At 42.6% G+C, this 23093-nt stretch carries 21 protein-coding genes and 1 tRNA gene; 15 read left to right on the forward strand and 7 right to left on the reverse strand.

What is annotated here, in order from left to right:
• Positions 1-246 precede the first annotated feature (246 nt).
• The 6 genes from L6E24_RS05935 to L6E24_RS05960 form a co-directional block, all read right to left on the reverse strand.
• Entirely contained in the window at positions 247-777 is a 531-nt protein-coding gene (locus L6E24_RS05935) for a hypothetical protein (RefSeq protein WP_257743787.1), read from the reverse strand.
• Positions 778-1534: 757 nt separating this feature from the next.
• Positions 1535-2065, reverse strand: coding sequence for a hypothetical protein (locus L6E24_RS05940; RefSeq protein WP_257743788.1), 531 nt, complete (start codon positions 2063-2065; stop codon positions 1535-1537).
• A gap of 247 nt (positions 2066-2312) precedes the next feature.
• On the reverse strand, positions 2313-3134 hold the full coding sequence (locus tag L6E24_RS05945; RefSeq protein WP_257743789.1) for a hypothetical protein: 822 nt from the start codon (positions 3132-3134) through the stop codon (positions 2313-2315).
• A gap of 523 nt (positions 3135-3657) precedes the next feature.
• Positions 3658-3730 (reverse strand) — tRNA-Asn (locus L6E24_RS05950).
• A gap of 43 nt (positions 3731-3773) precedes the next feature.
• Entirely contained in the window at positions 3774-4076 is a 303-nt protein-coding gene (locus L6E24_RS05955) for a hypothetical protein (RefSeq protein ID WP_257743790.1), read from the reverse strand.
• Positions 4077-4304: 228 nt separating this feature from the next.
• A complete protein-coding gene (locus tag L6E24_RS05960) occupies positions 4305-4502 on the reverse strand; it encodes a hypothetical protein (protein ID WP_257743791.1) in 198 nt (65 codons plus the stop codon).
• Between the two features lie 109 nt (positions 4503-4611).
• Between L6E24_RS05960 and L6E24_RS05965 the strand changes: the two genes are divergently transcribed.
• From L6E24_RS05965 to L6E24_RS05985, 5 genes are all read left to right on the forward strand, one after another.
• Positions 4612-5730, forward strand: a complete 1119-nt coding sequence (locus L6E24_RS05965; RefSeq protein WP_257743792.1) for a M24 family metallopeptidase — start codon at positions 4612-4614, stop codon at positions 5728-5730.
• A complete protein-coding gene (gene map / locus L6E24_RS05970; RefSeq protein WP_257743793.1) occupies positions 5727-6620 on the forward strand; it encodes a type II methionyl aminopeptidase in 894 nt (297 codons plus the stop codon). The genes L6E24_RS05965 and map overlap by 4 nt, the downstream gene beginning before the upstream one ends.
• Before the next feature lie 295 nt (positions 6621-6915).
• A complete protein-coding gene (locus L6E24_RS05975) occupies positions 6916-8199 on the forward strand; it encodes an ATP-binding protein (protein WP_257743794.1) in 1284 nt (427 codons plus the stop codon).
• Positions 8196-8915 (forward strand): MBL fold metallo-hydrolase, encoded by a 720-nt coding sequence (locus L6E24_RS05980; protein ID WP_257743795.1) that lies wholly within the window; start codon positions 8196-8198, stop codon positions 8913-8915. Before L6E24_RS05975 ends, L6E24_RS05980 begins: the two co-directional genes overlap by 4 nt.
• Positions 8916-8980: 65 nt before the next feature.
• Positions 8981-9250, forward strand: a complete 270-nt coding sequence (locus tag L6E24_RS05985; RefSeq protein WP_257743796.1) for a DNA-directed RNA polymerase subunit L — start codon at positions 8981-8983, stop codon at positions 9248-9250.
• A 186-nt stretch (positions 9251-9436) separates the two neighbouring features.
• Here L6E24_RS05985 and L6E24_RS05990 read toward each other — a convergent pair whose 3' ends face one another.
• Entirely contained in the window at positions 9437-10048 is a 612-nt protein-coding gene (locus L6E24_RS05990; protein WP_257743991.1) for a translation initiation factor IF-2 subunit beta, read from the reverse strand.
• A gap of 195 nt (positions 10049-10243) precedes the next feature.
• Here L6E24_RS05990 and L6E24_RS05995 point away from each other — a divergent pair, with 195 nt between their 5' ends.
• The 10 genes from L6E24_RS05995 (at position 10244) to L6E24_RS06040 (ending at position 23093) form a co-directional block, all read left to right on the forward strand.
• Positions 10244-13195, forward strand: coding sequence for a PAS domain S-box protein (locus L6E24_RS05995; protein WP_257743797.1), 2952 nt, complete (start codon positions 10244-10246; stop codon positions 13193-13195).
• 143 nt (positions 13196-13338) lie between these two features.
• Positions 13339-13710 (forward strand): response regulator, encoded by a 372-nt coding sequence (locus tag L6E24_RS06000; RefSeq protein ID WP_257743798.1) that lies wholly within the window; start codon positions 13339-13341, stop codon positions 13708-13710.
• A gap of 254 nt (positions 13711-13964) precedes the next feature.
• Positions 13965-16037 carry a phosphoribosylformylglycinamidine synthase subunit PurL gene (gene purL, locus L6E24_RS06005; RefSeq protein ID WP_257743799.1) on the forward strand — a complete coding sequence of 691 codons (2073 nt, stop codon included), beginning with the start codon at positions 13965-13967 and terminating at the stop codon, positions 16035-16037.
• A 924-nt stretch (positions 16038-16961) separates the two neighbouring features.
• The gene (gene mptA / locus L6E24_RS06010; RefSeq protein ID WP_257743800.1) at positions 16962-17900 is read left to right on the forward strand and encodes a GTP cyclohydrolase MptA; all 939 of its coding nucleotides are present in this window, start codon (positions 16962-16964) and stop codon (positions 17898-17900) included.
• Between the two features lie 268 nt (positions 17901-18168).
• Entirely contained in the window at positions 18169-19539 is a 1371-nt protein-coding gene (frhA, locus tag L6E24_RS06015) for a coenzyme F420 hydrogenase subunit alpha (RefSeq protein ID WP_257743801.1), read from the forward strand.
• A 5-nt stretch (positions 19540-19544) separates the two neighbouring features.
• On the forward strand, positions 19545-20111 hold the full coding sequence (frhD, locus tag L6E24_RS06020; protein ID WP_257743992.1) for a coenzyme F420-reducing hydrogenase, FrhD protein: 567 nt from the start codon (positions 19545-19547) through the stop codon (positions 20109-20111).
• Entirely contained in the window at positions 20044-21096 is a 1053-nt protein-coding gene (frhG, locus tag L6E24_RS06025; protein WP_257743802.1) for a coenzyme F420 hydrogenase subunit gamma, read from the forward strand. The genes frhD and frhG overlap by 68 nt, the downstream gene beginning before the upstream one ends.
• Before the next feature lies 1 nt (position 21097).
• Positions 21098-21961, forward strand: coding sequence for a coenzyme F420 hydrogenase subunit beta (gene frhB / locus L6E24_RS06030; protein ID WP_257743803.1), 864 nt, complete (start codon positions 21098-21100; stop codon positions 21959-21961).
• 165 nt (positions 21962-22126) lie between these two features.
• Entirely contained in the window at positions 22127-22483 is a 357-nt protein-coding gene (locus L6E24_RS06035) for a response regulator (protein WP_257743804.1), read from the forward strand.
• Positions 22484-22493: 10 nt separating this feature from the next.
• Positions 22494-23093 (forward strand): chemotaxis protein CheC, encoded by a 600-nt coding sequence (locus L6E24_RS06040; RefSeq protein WP_257743805.1) that lies wholly within the window; start codon positions 22494-22496, stop codon positions 23091-23093.

Raw genomic sequence — 23093 nt, forward strand, 5'->3', positions numbered from 1 at the left:
TTTCCGTTGGGGGCGGGATTATCTGTTTCAGGAGATCTGCAATATCTCCTGTGGGAGTACTTTTAAGTTATCTGACATCAGGATTATGAGTGATTTTCCGGGTTATATCCGGAAATATTGGATCTTTTCTCTCTTTTCCGTATTATTTTTAGGGATTGTTATCAACACTTATCTGTGGACAGACTGTGTATTATTGGCATTAAGATTTATCTTCACTATGCCGGCTCAGGCGGCTGTATTGTCTGCCTATGCTGTAACTGCACTCTCACCAGATGCTCCGGGGAATCTGACGTTTCCTCTCTGACCGGCTCCTTCAGGCGAATTCAGTTCTCCTTTGTGCCCGTCCATGAATGCCTTCATAAGTTCACGGGCGGTTTCTCTGTCACCGGACTCAAGAGCTGCACGGATGTCACTGACATCATAGCCCTGCTCTTCAAGCTTATCAAGGTGGCTGCTCATGCGGTCTCCGGCCTCACCGGATGCTGCACCGTTTCCTCTCTCGCCGGTTCCTTCAGGCGGAGTCAGTTCTCCTTTGTGCTCTTCGATGAACGCCTTCATAAGTTTACGGGCGGTTTCTTTGTCACCGGACTCAAGAGCTGAACGAATTTCACTGACATCATAGCCCTGCGATTCGATATTTGCAAGCGCTTTTGTCAGCAGATTTCCCCTGTTGATGCTCTGATCTGTAAATCCTTCATCCGCAGACACAGGAAATACTAAAGCTGCTGACAGGAACAGGAATGTCAGTCCTGCTGCAATAATTCCATTTTTCCTCATATTTTATCTCCTCTGGCGGGACTGAACCATGCAGTCCATGTAAAGTATATTTAACAATACGTAATATAATTGTTACTGATAGCTGCGGTTAAATCATTTATATAAACTGGAAACTGAAGGTACAGACCGCATATATATTCACACATAATTATCAGGACTTTTCACACATTTTAAAAATTTAGCGTAAATCCCCTTGGTCTTTAGCCCAGAGGTAGTTCACAAGGATTTCCCGAAAGAACAAAGCCATCCTTTCTTTTTCTGCCGGAAAAACAATACAGCAATAATAGGAATGAATACGGCTACAGTGCAGACAGCAATGGAATCAGCTTCCTTTGAAAAAATAACAGGTAAAGCACCGGAAGATCATATGGTGCGGCAAAAATCAACATAGAATCAGCATCAAATGAAAGCAGAAGAAGACCATAACAGAATAATGAAATCTGGTACAGCCGGATGATTTTTCAGTGAATGAAATAAAAAGATAGTGAGAGGAGCCTTAATCCTCACATATATTATAAAATCCTGACCTCATGTATCAGACACTCTTATTTCCGGGTTTTGGGGGCGGGATTATTCCAGAGTTATCTGATATCAGGATTATTGAGTGATTTTCCGGATCACATCCGGGAATATTGAACATTTGTCTTTTTCTGGATTATTATGGGAATAATTATCCACAAGGTTTGTGGACAGTCTGTGTATTATTGGTATTAAGATTTATCTTCACTATGCCGGCTCAGACGGCTGTATTATCTGTTTATACTACTGCAACTGCCCTCTCACCAGATGCTCCTCCTCTGCCGTTTCCTCTCTCACCGGCTCCTTCAGGTGGAGTCAGTTCTCCTTCGTGCCCGTCCATGAACGCCTTCATAAGTTCGCGGGCAGTTTCTCTGTCACCGGACTCAAGAGCTGCACGGATGTCACTGACATCATAGCCCTGCTCTTCAAGCTTATCAAGGTGGCTGCTCATGCGGTCTCCGGCTTCACCTGATGCTGCACCGTTTTCTCTCTTACCGGCTCCTTCAGGCGGAGTCAGTTCTCCTTCGTGCTCGTCCATGAATGCCTTCATAAGTTCACGGGCAGTTTCGTTGTCACCGGACTCAAGAGCTGCACGGATGTCACTTACGTCATAGCCCTGCTCTTCAAGACTATCAAGGTGGTTTGTCATCATCTCTCCTTTGTTGTTGCCCATACCCGCAGAATTACCATCCGCAGAAACTGGGAATACAACAAATGCAGTAAGGCACAGAAGTGCCAGTCCTGCCGCAATTATTCCTTTTTTCTTCATATTTTTTCTCCTCTGCCGGGACTGCCTTATGCAGCCCACGTAAAACATATTTTACAATATGTAATATAATTGTTACTGATGCCAGAGGTTAAACGATTGATCAAAAGAGAAACAAACATGATTAATACACATATGTCCACCAACAATAACCAGATAATTTATGAGCTTTAACCAAAAGAAATTGGCCGAAGGAAGAAATATTTTAAAATATTGATGGATTTTAATTGAAGATAAAAATCCAGAACCTCTATTCCTTCTTTTTCCGCCGGACAATTACTAAAGCTGCAATAACAATCAATAAAACAATGAAAATCATCAAAATAATAAATAAAAACAAAGAAGACTCTTTTTCCGGAAAAACTGCCTTATAATGGCAGTCCTTATCAAACCATGCTGATGAACCCGAATGCCACCCGGATTTATCATACGGTGCTTCCCCGGCCCAGTAGAGATAATCTCCTTCATCGACAACAATCGATTTACTCTCACCTTTTGATACATTCACCACGTAGTCTGCCGGAGTAAGATAATATTCAGAATAAAAATCTCCGGATTTCCAGAAAGAAAAATTAACTGTCTCCTTCCCATAATTTACAACTTCAATGACAGGACTGCCCGTTCCGGGCTTATATTCTCCCTCCCATAATGGAAGTGCATCATAGGGAATCACAGGCACACCGTGCAGCATTCCTGTTGCATCTGTATTATGCCCATCACCCTCGGTACCACCTTCACCTTCATCAATCTTAAGCGGCGGTGCATCGAGCATTTTTAACTCTTTATTGTCCAGATCGTCACTGACATAGATGTTGCCTTCAAAGTCAACATATACATAGCCTGAATCACCCAGCATCAGATGATTTCCCGAACTATCAAAATAATGTTCAGAATCTCCACCCTGTCTATCATATGCACAGACAAACACTATATCCTCTGATCCATCCGGCCCGGAAATCCTAAACTGTACTGAATCACCAACTTCAAGAGCACCTGCACCCGCTATGAAAAGAAAATTCAGAAGCAGAAAAGACAGCACAACCATTAAAAAACATTTTTTTTCAGAAAACATGAAAAACCCCATATACCAATTGATTCATTCTGAAACCATAATCTGAAAGATCTTAGCTAAGAAATTTTCATCAGATATGGTACCATCCCGGCAATCCCCGGGCAGATACTTTGCCCCAGACAGTAAACCAATCCTTTGCATCTCTGCAGCGGACCATAAAAACGGTATAAAGCAAAACAGATCAGTGGTAACATCAGAACATGAGCCCCCACGCAAAATGATATTCACCACATCACCATATTAAAAATAATGCAATCTGACTATTAATATTTGCCCAGAATTTCAGTCCACCGGCAGCATAATACCAACACCGGATATCGCCCAAACCAGATACCAATGTCCATACCAGGACTCACCCCTATCTGAACCAGAGATTATAATTCTGAATAATCACTTAATTCAAATAAAATTCCACTAAAATCAGCGCGGTGCAAATAACACAGAATTTTCACTAATAAAATAACGCAGAAAATACCGAAACAAAGAGAATATAAAAAATAAAAGACCTGAACTTCAGGTATTACGCCCCCAACAGGACTCGAACCTGTGACATTCTGGTTAACAGCCAGACACTCTACCAACTGAGTTATGGAGGCACTCAGTGTTGCCATACAATGTTACCTTATGCAGATATAAACGTTACGAAATGTCCCCGGAGAGCCGAACCTTAAGGTCCTCAAGCCGGAATATCAGAGCATCAATCTCGGAGTCAAGATTTTCCACAAGTTCAGATGCCTTATCGGTTGCTACAGCCCCCAAAGGCGATGCCCTGATATAACCAAACTGTTCAAGGACTTTTAACGAATATCTGACCCTGTGCATAGGAATATCAAGAATATCGGAGAGTTTCATAATACCTATCGGCTGGTTCTTTTCAACAACAAGTATCACCTCAAGATGCCTGCCGATAAGCTCAATCTCCGACTGAAGTTTCTGAAGCATAATCTAACCTATAAACTGAAATATTCACATCGGCACACATAAAGGCGCAGAACAATACCTTCCGGAACAGTTCGGCCATTCTGACAACTGCCCGTTACTTTTTGATAATATGTCACATTCAGAAGATAATTATATTCATATGCCGGCGCACTGCGAAAGGTCACAAAGACACAATAGCCGGAACAAAATATAACCTGACTGACAAATAACTAATCGGGAACTACGAGATCAGTCCTGACTCATCAGCCAGCTTTTATCCCTGTCATAATGCCTCTTAAAAATTACTGAAAGCAGGACGGCAGATACCGCGCACACAACTGCAATGGCCATGCTGTAATACGGGATCACACCAAATAAAGCGATAACCGAAAGAGCAGCAAGAAGTAATATGACATTGAGCATAATTGTCAGCTTGGCAAATTTCATCTTAAAAATCTGTTTTGCAGAATCATCCATTTAAGAATAATATGCCACCCATTCTAAAAGTACTTACGGCTTTGGATCAAAAACTTAACCTGTGAACTCTCCAGACCTGTTGGATAATACACTGAAAAATTCAGGCGCATCAGCATATGTCATCTATGCCTCATCCGAATCTCCGGATATGAGATATCTCACCGGATTTTCAGTCAGTGACCCTGTTGTATATATAAAAAAATCCGGAGAAGAAGGCCTGTTAATACTCCCGCAGATGGAAGTAGAAAGAGGCAGAAGGGAAGCAGAATGCCCCGTCATCAGCAGAGGAGATGCCGGATTTTTCAGGCATCTTGAAGACAAAACAGATCCAAAAGATGCGACTGCCGCAATGATTGCAGAAATTGCCGGAGGGGACATAATGGTTCCTGACGAATTTCCGATCTCACTTGCCAGAAAACTTGAAAATTTCTGCAAAGTTAACTTAGGAAGACCTGCAGTAGCAGAGATGCGGGCCGTTAAAAAAGCGGATGAGATAAAAAATATCAGGCATACACAGAGAGCAACAGAAGATGCAATAGGTTACGCTGCAGAGATAATCAGAAATGCCGCATCCGACAACGGAGAATTATATTACAATGACAATCCCCTCACCTCAGACATCCTGAGGGGCGAGATTCACTGCTACCTCATGAAAAGAGGATTTGAGGCACACGAGACCATAGTCGCCTGCGGAAAGGAGACATCAATGCCGCACAATACAGGAAGCGGCATATTGGTTGAGAACGAACCAATACTTATAGATCTCTTCCCGCGTGATACAAAGACCGGATATTACGCCGACATGACACGAACCTTTGTCAGGGGCGAACCTGACAGAGAACTCGTCCGGATGTACAATGCCGTAAAAGAGGCATGGAATCTCGGAAAGAAAAAAGCGAGAACCGGAATTTCCGGCAGTGAATTACACAATGCTGTAGTTTCATACTTTAAGTCACAGGGCTATGAATCCGGAAATGAAGGATTTACACACAGCCTGGGGCATGGAGTAGGGCTTGCAATCCATGAGATGCCCCCTGTATCACCAACAGATGCAGTTCTTAACACCGGAAATGTAGTAACAATCGAACCGGGATTATATTACAGCGATATCGGAGGAGTCAGACTTGAAGACATAGGGATGGTCTGTAAGAATTCTTTTGACTGCTTTACAGACTATCCTGCGGAGTTAATATTATGATAGAAGAAGAAATAAAGGAAAAATACCTGCTTGCCGGAAAAATAGCGTACAAATGCCTCACAGATGCAGCATCAAGGGTAAAACCGGGAGTCTCAATCGCAGAGATGGTTGAGGCAAGTGAAGACCAGATAATTGAAATGGGTGGTGAGATTGCATTTCCGCTGAATATATCAATCAATGCCGATGCAGCGCATGACACACCATCACCGGGAGACGGGAGAGTCTTTGAGAAGGGGGACCTCGTAAAGGTAGATCTCGGAGTTCACATAGACGGATATGTCGCAGATACTGCCAGAACAGTTGACCTTGGTGACAATGCACTGCTCGTTGAAGCCTCAAGGGAGGCCCTCAATACAGCAATAAGAATGGTAAAACCGGGAATTGTAACGGGCGAAATCGGTGCAGCAGTCCAGAATGAGATCGAAAAGAGAGGCTTTAAGCCGGTCTCAAACCTCACAGGGCATGGCCTTGGCCACTACATGCTTCACGGGGACCCGATGATCCCAAGTATTGCAATAAACGGCGGCACTACAATAGAGGAAGGCATGACCTTTGCAATAGAACCGTTCGCAACCACAGGATCAGGCCATGTATCAGAGTCATCCAGAGTAGAGATCTTTTCACAGATAGCAAAAAGACCTGTCAGAATGCCAGCCGCAAAAAAGCTGTACAAAGAAATAATAAAGATGAACAGCCTTCCTTTCGCGCGCAGACAATCCCACAGTGAGAAATTTGACATGGCACTGGCACAGCTGATCAGAAGCGGAGTGCTGCGCGGATACCCCGTCCTTCATGACATCAGTGGATCATTCGTATCACAGGCTGAACACACCATCATTGTAACTGAAGACGGATGCCTGGTAACCACAGCAGAGAATAACCAGGTATAAATAACCCGAAATACCGGACATAAATAATATAAAACATATGGATTATATCCGTCACTGCAATAAATAAGAAAAATAACTTTTTTAGAACCACTCTGCCGGAAAAACAGTCCGGGAAGGAGATGTCTGAAGAAAATAACATGCAGCAGGCAAAATCATGAGGCAGATCAGTATTGAGAAAAAACCCATATCCTAAGAAATAAAAAGCATTAAAAACCAATACGGGCAGAATTTTCGGCTAATTAACCATTAAAGATACTATTATCGCATTAAGACTATAACATTATATGTTACACGCATGTCCGAAGAAAAAAACTCCAGAATAATAGAAATACTAGAACTTCTCCTGACAGCGGAGTCGGTAAATAACTTTGAAGAACTGAATAAGACAGACCTGCCAAAAAAATACTGGAAAATGGCAGATAAAAACGGTTTATCACTGGATATTGAAAGACCGCTGATAATAAGCGAAACACTGATAAAAAATATTCTTGAGATTGACGGCTCATATGAAATTATAGAAAAAAATCCCTTTGTCAAATGTGATGAATTTGGAAAAAGGATGAATATAACCTCATTATCTCCGGCAGTAAAATGGTTTTACAAAAATACCGGAGATAAACACACCCTCTGCAACCCGGCTCTCTCCTTCCTGATGGAAAAAGAAGGAATTGACGGGGTATCATACAGCGCATCAAAGTCAGCATCACCCGATTACCTGAACTCAAAGGAGTACCTTGAGAAGAAGATTGAAGATCTGGTTGGTGATGATGAAGAGTTAAAAACCGCACGAAACCTGATAATCATCAGCTCTCCTGAAGAGATTGAAAATACAGTTGAAGATCTCGTATGCACCTGGAGGCAGACAGAGGCAATAAAAAAGATCAATATTGCCTTAAAAAACAGGGAATTTTTGAGGGAGAGAAAAATTTATGAGATTGGAAAACTTCTCTTTGTCGGCCCTCCGGGCACAGGCAAAACTTCCCTTGCGCTTGCAATGGCAAAAAAACTTGATATGCCCCTTCTTGAAGTCAGGCTTGCAATGGTAACCTCGCAGTATCTCGGTGAGACATCCAAAAATATCGACCGGATCTTTGACCTTGCAAGAAGGCTCTCGCCCTGCATACTCTTCATAGATGAATTTGACTTTGTAGCAAAGAGCAGAGTTACGGACGACAACGGGGCAATGAAAAGGGCAGTCAATATGCTCCTTAAAAATATTGACACCTTAAGTTTTGTGAGAAACGGTGTGCTGCTCATAGGCGCTACAAACCATCCGGGAATCCTTGATGAAGCGGCCTGGAGACGTTTTGATGATGTTGTAGAATTTCCTCTTCCGGATTATGAGAGAAGAAAAGAGATCCTCAAAAAGATCACGCAGAACCTCACCTGCCTATGTGATTATAACGAACTTGCATCCGAAACTGAAGGATTTTCCGGCTCAGATCTGAGAATAATGATAAAGGAGTCCCTGATTGCCGCCCTTATGCGTGACAGTTACGAGATGAATGAGAGTGACATTGATCAGGGGATGGAGATCATAAAAGGCAGAGACATAATCAGACAGAGCACATCAACATGAGAATTAAAATTCTGGGAACAGGAGATACCGTAGGTACACCCAGGGTAGGGTGTGACTGTAAAAACTGCCTTGAAGCTGTAAAATGCGGCACCGAGAGGCTCAGGACATCCATGCTTATCAGTTCAGAGGGAAAAAATGTGCTCATAGATACATCCCCGGATTTAAGGTATCAGCTCTTAAACTCAGGATCACCGCATATTGATGCAGTCCTCTGGACCCATGCACACTATGACCACATAGCCGGCTATAATGAGTTCTACAGAGTTCAGCATTTTCCGCCGGCATACGGACCAGAAGGTGTACTAAACGATGTATCCGACTTTTTCCATTTCTTAAAGATAGACAAAAACTATGTACAGCCATATGAACCGTTTGAATTATCCGGAGTAACCTACACATTCGGAGAAGTGTACCACCCTCCGGTTTACACCTGCGGCATACTAATGGAAGTAAACGGGAAAAAGATCGGTTATACAGCAGACACAGCAAAAAATATCCCGGAGAGAACAAAAGAACTCTTCAGAGACTGTGATATGCTGTTTCTTGACGCACTCATGCCCCCCGGCATCCACATTGGCAAGCATATGAATTATGATGAAGCCGGCGAACTTGCAGAAGAACTTGGGGCAAAAGAACACAGGTTTATTCATTTAAGCCACAGAATCCCCATTAACTGGAAACATATAGCAAAAGACGGTGAAATATACCGTTTTTAAAATATCCGGGAACAGGCCAAGACCAAAGATATATACTCAGATAAAAACCAAATATATGGCTATCTATGGAGATCAAAATTTTAGAGCTTAAAGAAGACCTCGTCCGGATTCTCTTTATCGGGGAAGGGCACACTTTCATGAATGCACTCTCTGACGAGATATTAAAAGATCCACAGGTGGATGTGGCAAATTATACAAGCAGATTTAAGTTTACAGACCCAATCCTGACTGTAACTGTAAAAGAGGGCGGAGATCCGGTGGAAGCAGTATTGAAAGCTGCCAGAAAAATCGGTGAAAACTGCGACAATCTCAAATCAGAGATAATAAAAGCCTGAATTAAGGCATATCAACTAAATTTCAAAGAGAGATTAACTTAAAACAGCTCAAAATAACTTAAAATTAAAAGTTACTTTAAAGCTGAAATATTTCCGGCAGAATTTCCGGATAAAATATTTTTTCCCCCCGGGACTTAAAATAAAAACAAACAGTTATCTAAAAAGTATTTTTGATATTGAGTAATATCAGACTCTTTCTGTAAAGGCAATAGAGCCTGCAACCCTTGTAATTTTCACCCTTACTTTCTGTCCCGGTTTTGCTTTGCTGACATACATCGTGTATTTGCCAATCTTTACAACACCGTCTCCCCTCTTGGAAAGGAACTGGATTTCAACGTCCATCTCTTTGCCTTCCTCGACATTGTTTGCAGGGTCAAATGCCTTTGACTTTCTCTTTCTGACAGGTCTGTGCCCTCCGCAGGCATCACAGCGGAGCATAAGAATACGGCCATCCTTTACAAGGCGCGTATCTGGTTTTCCGCATTCTGAGCATATAACATAATCCTCAGTATATTTTGATATCAGCCCGGCTATCTGACTCTGGTCAAACTTACCGTTAAATACGGCCCTTGAACCTTCAATCTTTCCGGCAGTACCGATTTCACCAAGCAGGTATTTCATCAGGTGATCCTGCTCGCGCCTCAGAGTGGACGCAATATCAGAAAAATTCTCAAGAATTGTGGTCTTGCCCTCAATATATACCCTGGCCGCAGGGACAGTGAAACGGCCTTCATCACCGGAGGTTTCTGTAATATTGCTGTATGCCTTATTTAAAAGTGCCTCATACGAATCAGTCATGTAATATATATTCGGGTGCATCTGTAATTAATACCTGTTTTTAAGGAAAGACAAAACAATAAAATTTGGCGAAATATGAAAAATGGAAAAATATTATTACTTTTAAGAGTCAGGATTTAATAAGCAGCCTGTAAATAATCGCGAAAAACTGATCCACCTTAGCACAGATAATAAAAAAACGGATGTAAAAAACCAATGTCCTCAGTTAAAAAAAAAGGCGCAGCATTATACAAACCACACACAATATCCAAGGACAAAATTATTCTGTTATTATCCGGAATATTATCCTTTTTAATCCTTACTTCAGAGATTAATCTCTACATATATGCAGACCCGCTTCAGTTCTATCTTGCCCACATATTCATATTTCCGGTAATACTCTTCTCCGTATTTATTCCGGAAAAAGGGTTCATACTCTCAGCAGGTACGGGATTTTGCTACCTGCTGGCATCACTGATCACCATCTCAGACGGAATGAGGGATATATTATCATCATCACTTGTATTTCTGGCATATATCACAACCGGGCTGTTACTCTCCATAGTTATTCAGGAAATAAAGGATAAGGAGAAAGAAATTGAGGACAGCAGAAAATTCTATGAAAATTTATTTGAAAATTCTCCGGACGGAACAATAATCTGCTCAGGAAATGGAGAAATTCTCTTCGCAAATGAAAGCGCAACGAAAATTCTTGACCTTAAAAAGGAAAAAATTATTGGAGAAAAGATATCCGATATAGGAATTAATCCGGAAAATTTTGAAAGGAAAAATGGCAATAATACAAAAACGGAGATGGAATCGTCAAAAGTAAAATTCACAGGCAGGAACAACCAGGAGACATGGGTTGAGATCTATGGAAAGGAGACCGATAAAAAAAGCGGCAGATATCAGATTCTCCTGCACAATATAACTGACAGCGTTAAAGCTGAAGAAGCACTCCTGAAAAGTGAAACAAGGCTCAGAGAACTGACCAGTCAGCTCCCGGAAGTAATATTTGAACTTGACATGGAAGGGAATTTTACCTACGCCACACGCTATTCAATGAATATTTTCAGAAAAGCACCCGAAGAACTTACGTCAGGAATGAAATTCTGGGATGTACTTGTACCTGAAGATTCAGAGAGGGCAATGAATAACTTTGAATGGTTCATGAATGGGAGAATAATTGGTTCAGTCGAGTACAGAGCCATTAATCCGGATGAAAAGGAAGTTCCAATCCTCGTTCATTTCAGTTATATAATAATAAATAATGAAATCCAGGGACTCAGAGGAGTTGCACTTGACTTAAGCCAGAGGAAACATATTGAAAAAGCGCTTAAACACAGTGAAAAGAATTTTAAAACTCTCTTTGAAAACTCAATTGATGCAATAATCACGCACAATATTTCAGGCAAAATATTTGAGGGCAATGAAAGCGCACACAGGCTTTTAAAGACAGGAAATGACGAACTAAAATCCAGAAACATACTGGATTTTTTCCCGGAAAATGAAATAAAGGAGATACAGAAGAGTATAAATGAGATGAAATCCGGAAAAAGTGTACTGTTTGAGTCAACACTTCTATCAACGGACAATAATATTTTAAATGTCGAAATGAGCTCAAAAATGATTGATCCCGCAGAGGAGAAAATTCAGACAATAATCAGAGATATAACCGAAAGGAAAAAGAACGAAAGGGCACTGACTGAGAGCGAAAAGAGATTCAGGAATTTAACAGATCTTCTCCCCCAGACAATATTTGAGACAGACAGTGATGGAAAGATAACATTTCTGAATAAGATGGGCTTCAGGACATTTGGAGTTAATGCTGAAAAACCGGATTATGAACTGTATATTACAGATCTGGTGAGTGACAGTGATAAAGAGAACCTGATGTCAGAATTTCTCTCAATACTGCCGGAAAAAGCAGCCAGTGTATCTGATGAAGGAAAGGAATACACAGGAATTACATCCATAAACAAAAATATGCCGCTCCTCATATATCTGAGTCCCATAGGTGCACAGGGTGAATGCAGAGGAGTCAGAGGCGCTGCAATAGAAATCAGTGGCATTAAAAAAGCAGAAAGGGCACTCAGGAAGAGTGAACAGAGGCTGAATCTTGCAATAGAAGGTGCCGGCATATGTGTATGGGACTGGAATATGGAGAAAGATGAGATGTTCTTTGCAGGCAATTACCAGGAATTATTCAGATGCTCTGTCCCGGAGCAGGACAAAAATCCTGAATCCTGGCGCGAAGTACTGCAGCTTAAGTTCTTCTCTGATATAATGGCCTTCTTTTCAGACATAACTGATGTTGATTCCAAAAAATATGACAGGGAAAGCCGCCACTTTGAATCTGAATATAAGATGAAATGCAGGGATGGAAACCACAAATGGATAAACGTACTTGGTAAGGTTGCAGAATGGGACGCTCACAGAATCCCAACGAGGATTGTGGGAATAATGATTGACATAACGGAAATCAGAAATTACCAGAATGCACTCTATGAATCAAACAAAAAATTAAACCTCCTGTCCAGTATAACAAGGCACGATATACTCAACCACCTTGCAGGTGTAAAAGGTTTCACCGACCTTCTGGACAAAAAGACACCCGAAGGAAATCCGGAACTGAAGCATTATGTGAAACTGATACGCCAGGCAGCAGACAATATCCAGGATCAGATCACATTTACCAGAGATTACCAGAATATCGGGGTCAAATCACCGATATGGCAAAACGCACTTTCGGTTTTAAATTCAGCCCGTGCCAGAGCGCAGCTGAGAGAGATTCAGGTAAGCGTAGATCTGGAGGATTTTGAGATATATGCCGATCCAATGCTTGAGAAGATATTCTTCAATCTTATGGACAATGCCATAAGGCACGGTGGAAATGTCACTAAAATAGATGTCACATTTGAGAAAAATTCAGACGGCGGCACGCTGATATTCAGTGACAATGGCATAGGTGTCCCTGAAAAGTTCAAGAAAAAGATATTTGAGCATGGATTCGGCAGCAATACCGGGCTTGGACTGTTCCTTGTAAAAGAGATACTTGAGATCACGGGAATGAAAATTTCAGAGACAGGAACTGAAGGAGAAGGTGCAAGGTTTGAGATAAGGATACCTCGTGAAAGCATCAGATATCATGAAAAAGAGATTGCATAAAATTAAAAGAAAAAAGGTCATAATAGCCATAATTAAAGCATAATAACAGTAAAGTACAGATAAGGCAACAATTATACAAATCAGACAAACCATCATTAAATCCATAGAATTAAATAAATAACAGATATTTAAGAGGAAAATAAATGTCAGACAAAAAACTTCTAATTATAGAAGATGATCCAATCATCTCAGAACTTATTATGTGGCGCCTGAAAGATATGGGCTATACAAACTGCAGATTTGTAAAATCAGGGGAGGATGGCATCACAGTTGCAGCAGATTTTATTCCGGACTTAATGATCGTTGATATTACCCTTGAAGGCGAAATTGACGGCATTGAAGCAGTTGAAGAGATAAAATCCAAAAATGCAGATATTCCGTTTATATATCTGAGTTCACATATGGAAGATGACATAATCGAGAGGGCACTTGAAACGAAACCATCCGGATATATTGCAAAACCATTTGAAGATTTTGAACTTAGAATGGGCATTGAAATTGCCCTTAACAGGTAAAATCAACCGGTCACTCAAAAAACAGATTATAAACATCCCCGCCTGGGATTATAACCACAATCAAAAGAGACAGGATACCTGCACTTAGACGCAGGTAACTGACTGAACCGTAAAACCGGCTGTACAGGTGAACTGCCACCCGCTTACGCAGGATTTCTTCCGGGAAAACAGATATAAATTATATCATTTTTTAATCCAGCAGGAGTGTTATCAGCAGATATTATCTTTTTGTAGATACAGATATTTACTCAGTTATGCTATCTCCGCGGGATATTGAATATATTGAAGGCTGCCTGAAGAGGCCGCTTTCTGTCCTTGAAAATGCATGTTTTGAAAACCTCTGGAGTGAACACTGTTCATACAGGTCCACAAAACCACTGCTCAGAACACTACCAACAGAAGGTGAAAACGTAATTTTAGGGCCTGGCGATGATGCAGCAATCGTCAGATTTTCTAAAGACAAAGCCATTGCAATCGGCATGGAATCACATAATCACCCAAGTTATGTTGATCCATATGACGGCGCAGCAACAGGTGTCGGCGGAATTGTAAGAGATATAATTTCAATGGGTGCAACACCCATCGCACTTATGGACCCGCTCTACTTCGGGGATCTGTCTGAAGAGAAGAACAGATATCTCTTTGAGCATGTTGTTCAGGGGGTCGGCGATTACGGAAACTGTATAGGGGTTCCGGTTGTCAGGGGCGAGCTTACATTCAACCGTGACTACGGCGGAAACCCGCTTGTAAACGTCGTCTGTGTAGGAGAAGTATCTCCCGACAATTTCCTGACTGCAAGAGTCAAAGAGCCGAAAAACCGGCTTATACTTTATGGCGCATCAACAGGCAGGGACGGCCTTGGCGGTGCATCATTTGCATCAAGGGACCTCTCAGAAGAATCTGAGGCAGAGGACAGACCGGCTGTTCAGGTGGGCGACCCGTTCACAGAAAAACTCCTGATAGATGCCACGCTTGAGATGGAGAAGACCGGAAAAATACTCTCATGCAGGGATTTGGGTGCAGCCGGACTTGCCGGTGCATCATCTGAGATGTCAAGCACATTCGGCGCAAGGATCGCTGCTGACCGCGTACATCTACGCGAGGGCGGCATGAATGAAATTGAGATCATGCTCGCAGAATCACAGGAGAGAATGCTAATGGAAGTCTCTCCTGACGATGTCGATGAACTGACAGCCATCATTGAGAAGTATGACCTTAAATGGAGTGACATCGGAGAAGTTACGAAAGAGAACAGGTACATCGTAACATTCCACGGCAGGGTAGTCTGCGATCTGCCGGTTGATCTCTTAGTAGGCGGAACTCCGGATGAGAAATGGCCAGGAAAACCGTACTCTATTGAAAAAACCTATAATAAACCGGAATCTGACATCAAAGAACTGATCTTAAAGGTTCTTTCCCACCCGGACATTGCAGACAAAAGCTGGGCATACAGCCAGTATGACCACGATGTCCAGTTAAGAACAGTCTCCACAGCCGGAGGCGCGGCATGCCTCAGATATGACGGCAGAGGACTTTTCCTCTCATGCGGTTGTTCACCGGAAAGAATCCGGTTAAAGCCATATGAAGGAACAGCAGAGACTGTATATGAAAATGCAGCAAACCTTGCCTGTCTCGGCGCAGAGCCGCTCTGTGTTGTAAACTGCCTTAATTTTGCAAGCCCTGTTCATGAGGAGATCTTCTGGCAGATCAGTGAATCTGTAAGAGGCATGGGAGATATGTGCAGGACACTTGGAATACCCGTAGTTGGAGGAAATGTATCACTGTACAATGAATCGGATGAATTTGGCACAAGCATCCCGCCGACACCATGTATAGGCATGGCAGGCAGAGGTGAAATCAGAAAGTTCAAACCGGCACTTCCGGGAATGACACTCGCAGTTGCGGGAGACTTCAGGAATGAGACAGGAGGCAGTATTCTTGACTACATAACAGGATGCGGCGGAAAAGGGCCGGAAATTCCGGATGTAAAAATCCTTGCAGCGATCAGGGACATGATAAACTCCGGAGCCATCTCTTCAGCATCCGACATCTCAAAGGGAGGAATACCCGCATCACTGGCTGAGATCTGCCCCGGTGCTGACATAACCATAACAGGAGATGCAGCTGTGCAGCTCTTCTCCGAATCTTCAGGCAGATTCCTTGTTGCATATGATAAAACTCCGGAATGCACAGATATAAAACTGCATGAAATTGGAACAGTCTGTGAAGAAGGACTTACCATCAGAACAGATAATAGTGTTATTTCAGTTGGAAAAGATGAGATCAATGCTGCACTATCATCCATAACCTCCCTTATGAAATTCTGAGTGAGAAAAACAGAGGAAATAAAGCAGATATAAATATCTCATCTCTGAAAAATGAGAGAGATCAACCCCGGAAACTTTTTTCAGACAATAACAAAGTATAAATACCACAGCATAAAATGCAATCATCTCCCCACAAAATAATATAAATAATTACTTCAGCAGTTTACTGCCGGAGAAGCAGTTTCCAGAGCAGAAATAATGACTAAAAGACACATAATTTATCAGAAACGACATTAAGCCACAGCCCGCAACATTAAACAGGCCAACACAGACAGACAAAAGATTGCTATTAATAATGAATCCGGGAGCATATGAAATTATACAGATTAACAGAAAATCCAGGTTAAAATATCCTGAAATCTGAAAGAGATTAAGCAATAAACAGCCGGATAAACCGTTAATTAAGTTAAAGCTGACAGTTCAGAACATACCGTGCAGATCAACAATCCTTCAACGGATAAAATACGGAATTTAACTCCTGATGCAGGCCACAGGCACAGCATAACGGCCATAATATATGGACATATGTTATTGTCAGCCCGAAAATAACATGCGTCCCCTGGATAAGCCAGGAGACATTCCCGGAATCGTGATCTGTCAGGAATAAACAGTAAACCATAGTATTATTAATTAATGCACATCACAAAAGAATGACATAAATTGAATGTAACATAAAATAAAGAGATTTAAGGGTACAATATCTGCCGGAATAATAACAGATCAATAAAACTAACGTACAGTCATAAATACTGATTATTACAAACTCATACACAGAAGTTCCCGGCCAACTTCATAAATATTATAATATCACCACAAAAAACTTAAAGAGACTATTTACTATAGGAACCACCCGGGAAAGGATGCGGCTCTTATGAATATATCCCGCAAAAAATCCCGGACAGGTTAGGACAGAGGTTAAATCAGATGGATCTACCAGATACACAGTCCACCCTTCCGGATGTTCGCATCAACTTAACAAGGGTAGGTGTCAGAAACGTAAAAAAACTCATTGAAGTTGCAAGACCAGGCAGACGGCCTGTAATTTTTATCTCGAACTTCGATGTTTATGTTGACCTTCCAAGCAGCCTTAAAGGTGCCAACATGTCAAGGAACTTCGAAGTAATAGATGAAGTTCTTCAGCAGGCAACAGAGGGAGAGGTTGACGGTATTGAGGAAGTATGCAATTCAGTGGCAAGAAAACTCCTCGACCACCATGAATATGCTGACAGAACAGAAGTCAGGATGAAGAGCACATTCATGATCAGACGCGAAACTCCGGTTTCAAAGACTGAATGTGACGAAGTTGTAAACGTGGTCGCAAGAGCGGTTGCAAAAAGAAACAACACAAATCCGATTGTCAGAAAAAGCATAGGTGCCCAGGTAACAGGGATTACCGCATGCCCATGTGCACAGAACATAATGAAGGAGATTGCTCACAATAAACTCCGTGACTTAGGCATAGAAGAGGAGAAGATTGAGACATTCTTAAATGAAGTTCCAATGGCAACCCACAACCAGCGTGGGCAGGGATTCCTCTGCATTGAAACGGATGATGATCAGCATGTAAATCTTGAGAAGATCATCAATGTCCTTAAAAACTCAATGAGTGCAAAAATCTACGAACTTCTCAAACGCGGCGATGAGAGCCATGTCGTCTTTTCAGCGCACAAAAACGCAAGATTTGTTGAAGACTGTGTGCGCGAGATGGCCAAAAGGGTTCTGCTTGATTTTGAATTCCTGCCCGGAGATTCACTCATTACAATAAGGCAGACAAATGAAGAGAGTATTCACCAGCACGATGCCTATGCGGAGAGGAAAGCAACAATTGCAGAACTCCGTGCTGAAATGAACGAAACCTACTGATTATTCCGGATTATTATTTTTTCGTAGCAATATCAGTCAAAACAGAGACAACCCAGTGACACATAATGAACCACACATGGGTAAAAAATAATACTTTTTTTAAAATAAATAATACTCGGCTAATTAACAACGAAAGGTATTTTTAACGATAAAACTGAAATTAGAAATTAGCGTACTGATTTCAAGGTACGTGTGTTGCAAAATAACATAGTGTGTTTACACGAGTATAGCGAATTGAACAAATAAATAAAATAATGAGGCGATAAATTTGTCGAAAGTTGTAGAGGTTTCCCCAACTACAAGACACGAGGGGCACACCAAGCTCGTTCTCAGAGTCAATGACGAGGGAATTATCGAGCGTGGTGACTGGCTCAGTCTTACACCAGTGAGGGGTATTGAAAAACTTGCCATTGGAAAGTCAATGCATCAGGCACCAAAGATTTCATCACGTGTCTGCGGTATCTGTCCAATAGCACATACCCTCGCCGGAATCGAAGCAATGGAAGGTTCAATCGGATGTGAAATTCCGGATGACGCTTACCTTCTCCGTATAATTCTACAGTGCGCAAACAGAGTCAGCAGCCACGCACTGCACAACATACTGTCACTCCCTGACATGTATCTTCCGGGTACAGATACACACATCAACCCGTTCACAGCAGAAGAACCTGTCAGAAGTGTAGCACTCCGTATTCAGAGACTGCGTGAGATTGCCCAGACTGCCGGAGAGATTGTCGGGGGAGAACCTATCCACCCAAGCAATCCACGTGTCGGCGGTATGTACAAGAACATCACACCACGTGCTAAATCAAAGCTCTTTGACCTTGCAAAAGAAGGTTCAGAACTTGCACGTGAACACATGGAGTTCATGATCACAGTCTTTAAGGACTGGAATAACCGCCCGACTGCATCTGTTGCATCCGGATATGAAGTAGAAAAGACCGAGAGATTCGGATCACATATCCAGGGATACATGGCAACAGATCCACTCTACGGCAGTTCAAATCTGGATGCAGATCCAAAGTGGTTCCCTGAGCGCTGGACAGAAGTTCGGCCATGGGACTGGTACATGGGTGAACAGGAGATCACACTTGACGATCCAAACTATCCAAACCACGCAACCACTCCTGCCGGAAACAAGGCATGGCCACAGATGGAAGCCTGCACCGCAGTGCCGATGTATGACGGTCAGCCGGTAGAGGTCGGCCCACGTGCACGTCTTGCAATGTTCCGCAATTATGACATGAAAGGTGCAATGGGTCTTCAGATTGCACGTCAGATGGAATATACTGACTGTTTCTACAGCATGATTGAAGCAATTGATGCAATTGATACATCAGGCTCAGTACTTGCAGACGAGATCCCACAGGGTGACGGTTCACTCGGATGGGCAGCAAATGAAGCACCACGCGGTACAGATGTCCACCTTGCAAAGGTAAAGGACGGACGTGTACAGTGGTATTCACTGCTTGTGCCTACAACATGGAACTTCCCGACATGCAGCCGTGCACTTGAAGGTGCACCATGGCAGCTTGCAGAAGTTATTGTTCGCGCCTACGACCCATGTGTGTCCTGTGCTACACACATGATGGTGGTCGATGAAGAGAAGAAGGTAGTCGCCCAGAAGCTAATTCAGTGAGTCTGATGTTGATGCAGGACTGGTACGCAGAATATATGATTGTCGGGTGCGGTAACACGCTCCAGACCGATGACGGTTTTGGGCCCGCAGTCATCTCCGAATTGAAAAAACTGGATCTCCCGGAGAATATTAAAACTCTTGATGCAGGCCTTGCAGGTCCGCATTACCTGTTTACCATGATGGCTCAGGCAGATATAACCGTTAAAAAAATGGTTATACTTGACATCATGGACTTTGGTGGTAGACCGGGTGAAATTACAAGAGTTACTCCGGATCTTCTCGCTCCCGGAGCGTACACCGATCCCCATTCCTGGGGACTTAAGGAACCTCTTCAGGTGCTTGCAGAGAGAACAGATATAATAATATTCGGGTGCCAGCCGGAAAGCATTGACATCTCCCAGATCGATAATGAGGCAGATGATGCCGAATTCTGGGTCACTGAATCTGTCAGGGAGGCCATTCCCAAAGCAGTGCATCTTGCATTAGCTGAAGTAGGAGTGGATTATGGGACTACTATCACGTCTCAAAGAGATCTTCACAGGGAAAGAGGAGGAAGAGGTCAGGAAGCCTGAAACTCCGGTAATAAAAAAGGAAGAGGAAATTTCTGAAATTGTGGAAGAACCGGCTCCTGAGCCGGCTGTTAAAACAGAAGACGCTTCCATCAAAAAGGAAGAACCTGTTCCTGAACCGGTAGTAGAAGCACCTGCCAAAAAGCCTGCCGAAAAACCAAATGATGTGGAGACTCGCCAAACGCTGGATGGAGATAAAAAGGAGGAAAAGCCTGTGGCAAATAAAATAACAGTTGGACACGTACACATGTCCGGATGTACCGGATGTCTCGTGTCACTTGCAGACAATTATGAAGGCCTCTTCAAAATTTTTGATGACTATGCAGACCTCGTCTACTGTCTGACATTAGCAGATGTCAGGCACATCCCTGAAATGGATGTTGCACTTGTAGAGGGGTCAGTATGTCTTCAGGACGAGACCTCAGTTAGAGAAATCAAAGAAACAAGAGAGAGGGCAAAGATTGTCGTTGCTCTTGGAGGATGTGCAGCATACGGAAACATCACAAGATTCTGCCGTGGTGGTCAGTGGAACCAGCCCCAGCATGAGTCATATGTCCCAATCGGAGACCTGATTGATGTTGATATCGTCATACCATCATGCCCTCCGGGTGCAGAATCAATCAGAAATGTATGTGTTATGGCATACCTGCTTCTTCAGGGAACTGATGAGCAGAAGGAGCTTGCAGCAGCATACTTAAAGCCTCTCATGGACCTTGCAAAGCGCGGTACAGAAGCCTGCGGATGTGACCTTATGTATGATGTCATAAACCAGGGACTCTGTATGGGATGCGGAACATGTGCAGCAAGCTGCCCTGTCCGTGCAATCACAATGGAATATGGCAGACCTGCCATTGACCGTGACATGTGCATCAAATGCGGAGCATGCTACGCACAGTGCCCACGCAGTTTCTTCAACTTCGATGTCATCAACCAGTTTGAGGGCATAATGGAAGCAATTGATGGTGCAATGGGCAAGGGAGGTGAGTGAAATGGTGCTTGGTAACTATAAATCAGTAATCTCAGCCCGTGCAGCAGATGCAGAAATCCTCAAGCGCTCGCAGGACGGCGGTATTGTAACCCAGCTCTTTGCATACGCACTTGAAGAAGGAATTATTGACGGAGCAATCGTCGCCGGACCAGGCGAAGAACCATGGAAGCCGGAACCTGTTGTAGCAACAACAAGGGCAGAGCTTCTCGCAGCACGCGGCACCCGCTATACAATCAGCCCGAACATGATGCTCATCAAGGAAGCAACACGTTCATACGGTCTTGACAAAGTAGGTATTGTAGGAACACCATGCCAGATGCAGGCAGTCAGAAAAGCACAGCTTTACCCAATGGCAATGCGCAAAGTGCCTGACAAGATTGCTCTTGCAATCGGTATCTTCTGCATGGAAAACTTCCCATACCAGGGTCTTGAAGCAATAGTTGAAGACCACTGCAATGTAAAGATGGAATCCGCAGACAAGATGGACATCGGAAAAGGCAAGTTCTCTGTTTACACAGAACGCGGTGCAGTTTCGCAGATTCCACTCAAGGCTACACACAAATATGAGCAGCCAGGATGCCACGTATGTCTTGACTACGTAGCAAACCTTGCAGATGTCTCAACCGGATCAGTAGGAAGTCCGGACGGATGGAGCACAGTCTTTGTCCGCACAAAGAACGGAGAGAATGTCTGGTCAAAAGCAATTGACGCAGGATACTTCGAGACAAAGGACATTGCATCTGTAAAACCAGGTCTTGACCTTGTAACAAAACTTGCAACAGATAAGATCGACAAGAACAAGAAATTTGTCGAGGCACGTGCAACCTTTGGTGTAAACAAGGGTCTGCGCAACCCATACATCTAATTTTTTTCTTTTTTTTGAATTTAAGACATTTTAGCTTTGTCCGGACGGCAGATATTATGCCATAAACGGGAATACAATAATCCACATCAAAGCCAACACTCAGATGAACCAAAACCAAATTTATTGAACTTTGAAATCAATAAATAATTTAAGGAAGGAAAAATTATGGTTAAAATTCTGATCACAGATGATTCACTATTTCAGAGAAATATTATCACCGAAATACTCTCTGAATCAGGTTATGAATATATAGAGGCAAAAAACGGACTGGCAGCCCTTGAAATTTTAAAATCCGAAATGCCGGATCTTATACTTCTGGATCTGCTGATGCCTGAGATGGACGGTTTTCATTTCCTTGATGAATTCAATAAATCCGGTTACAAAGTTCCGGTAATTGTTCTTACATCAGACATCCAGAATACAACAAAGGAAAGATGTATGAAACTCGGAGCCAGTGGATTCCTAAATAAACCGGTTGAGACAGAAGAGCTTCTCCCGCTTATAAAAGAGCTGACGGAGTGAGAATTCATTTATGCCGGAGAAATACTCAGAAAATGATATCGATGCTGTCCGTGAGATATTAAATATCGGGATAGGCCGTGCTGCGGGCATGCTGAATAAAATCACAAAGTCACACATCACACTTACAGTGCCGGATGTTGAGATAATATCACCAAAAGAATTCAGTGAGAGGAAAAATGCTGAAAACAAGGATAATCTTGCAACTGTAAAACTTGAATTCAGAGGCGAATTTTCAGGAACAACAGCAGTACTCTTCCCGCCCGACAGTGCTGCAAATCTGGTTATGGCAATAACAGGCGAGGAGGCAGGAACAGCGGAACTTGATTCCATCAGGATAGAGACACTTAAAGAAATAGGGAATATAATTATCAACGGCGTGATGGGTTCTGTCGGAAATATAATTAACAGCCCGCTGAACTATGAAATTCCGGCTTACAACGAAGAATCAATAAACAGTCTGATCGCACATTCAAAAATAATGGAAGAAGACGGAATTATAATTGCAATGACAAAGTTCAGTGTTGCTGATCTCAATGTTAAAGGGACTATAGTAATGGTGCTTGAGACAGGATCTATGGACATACTTCTGGAAAAAATAAACAGTATTTAA

The organism is Methanoplanus endosymbiosus (assembly GCF_024662215.1).
Taxonomy (GTDB): domain Archaea; phylum Halobacteriota; class Methanomicrobia; order Methanomicrobiales; family Methanomicrobiaceae; genus Methanoplanus; species Methanoplanus endosymbiosus.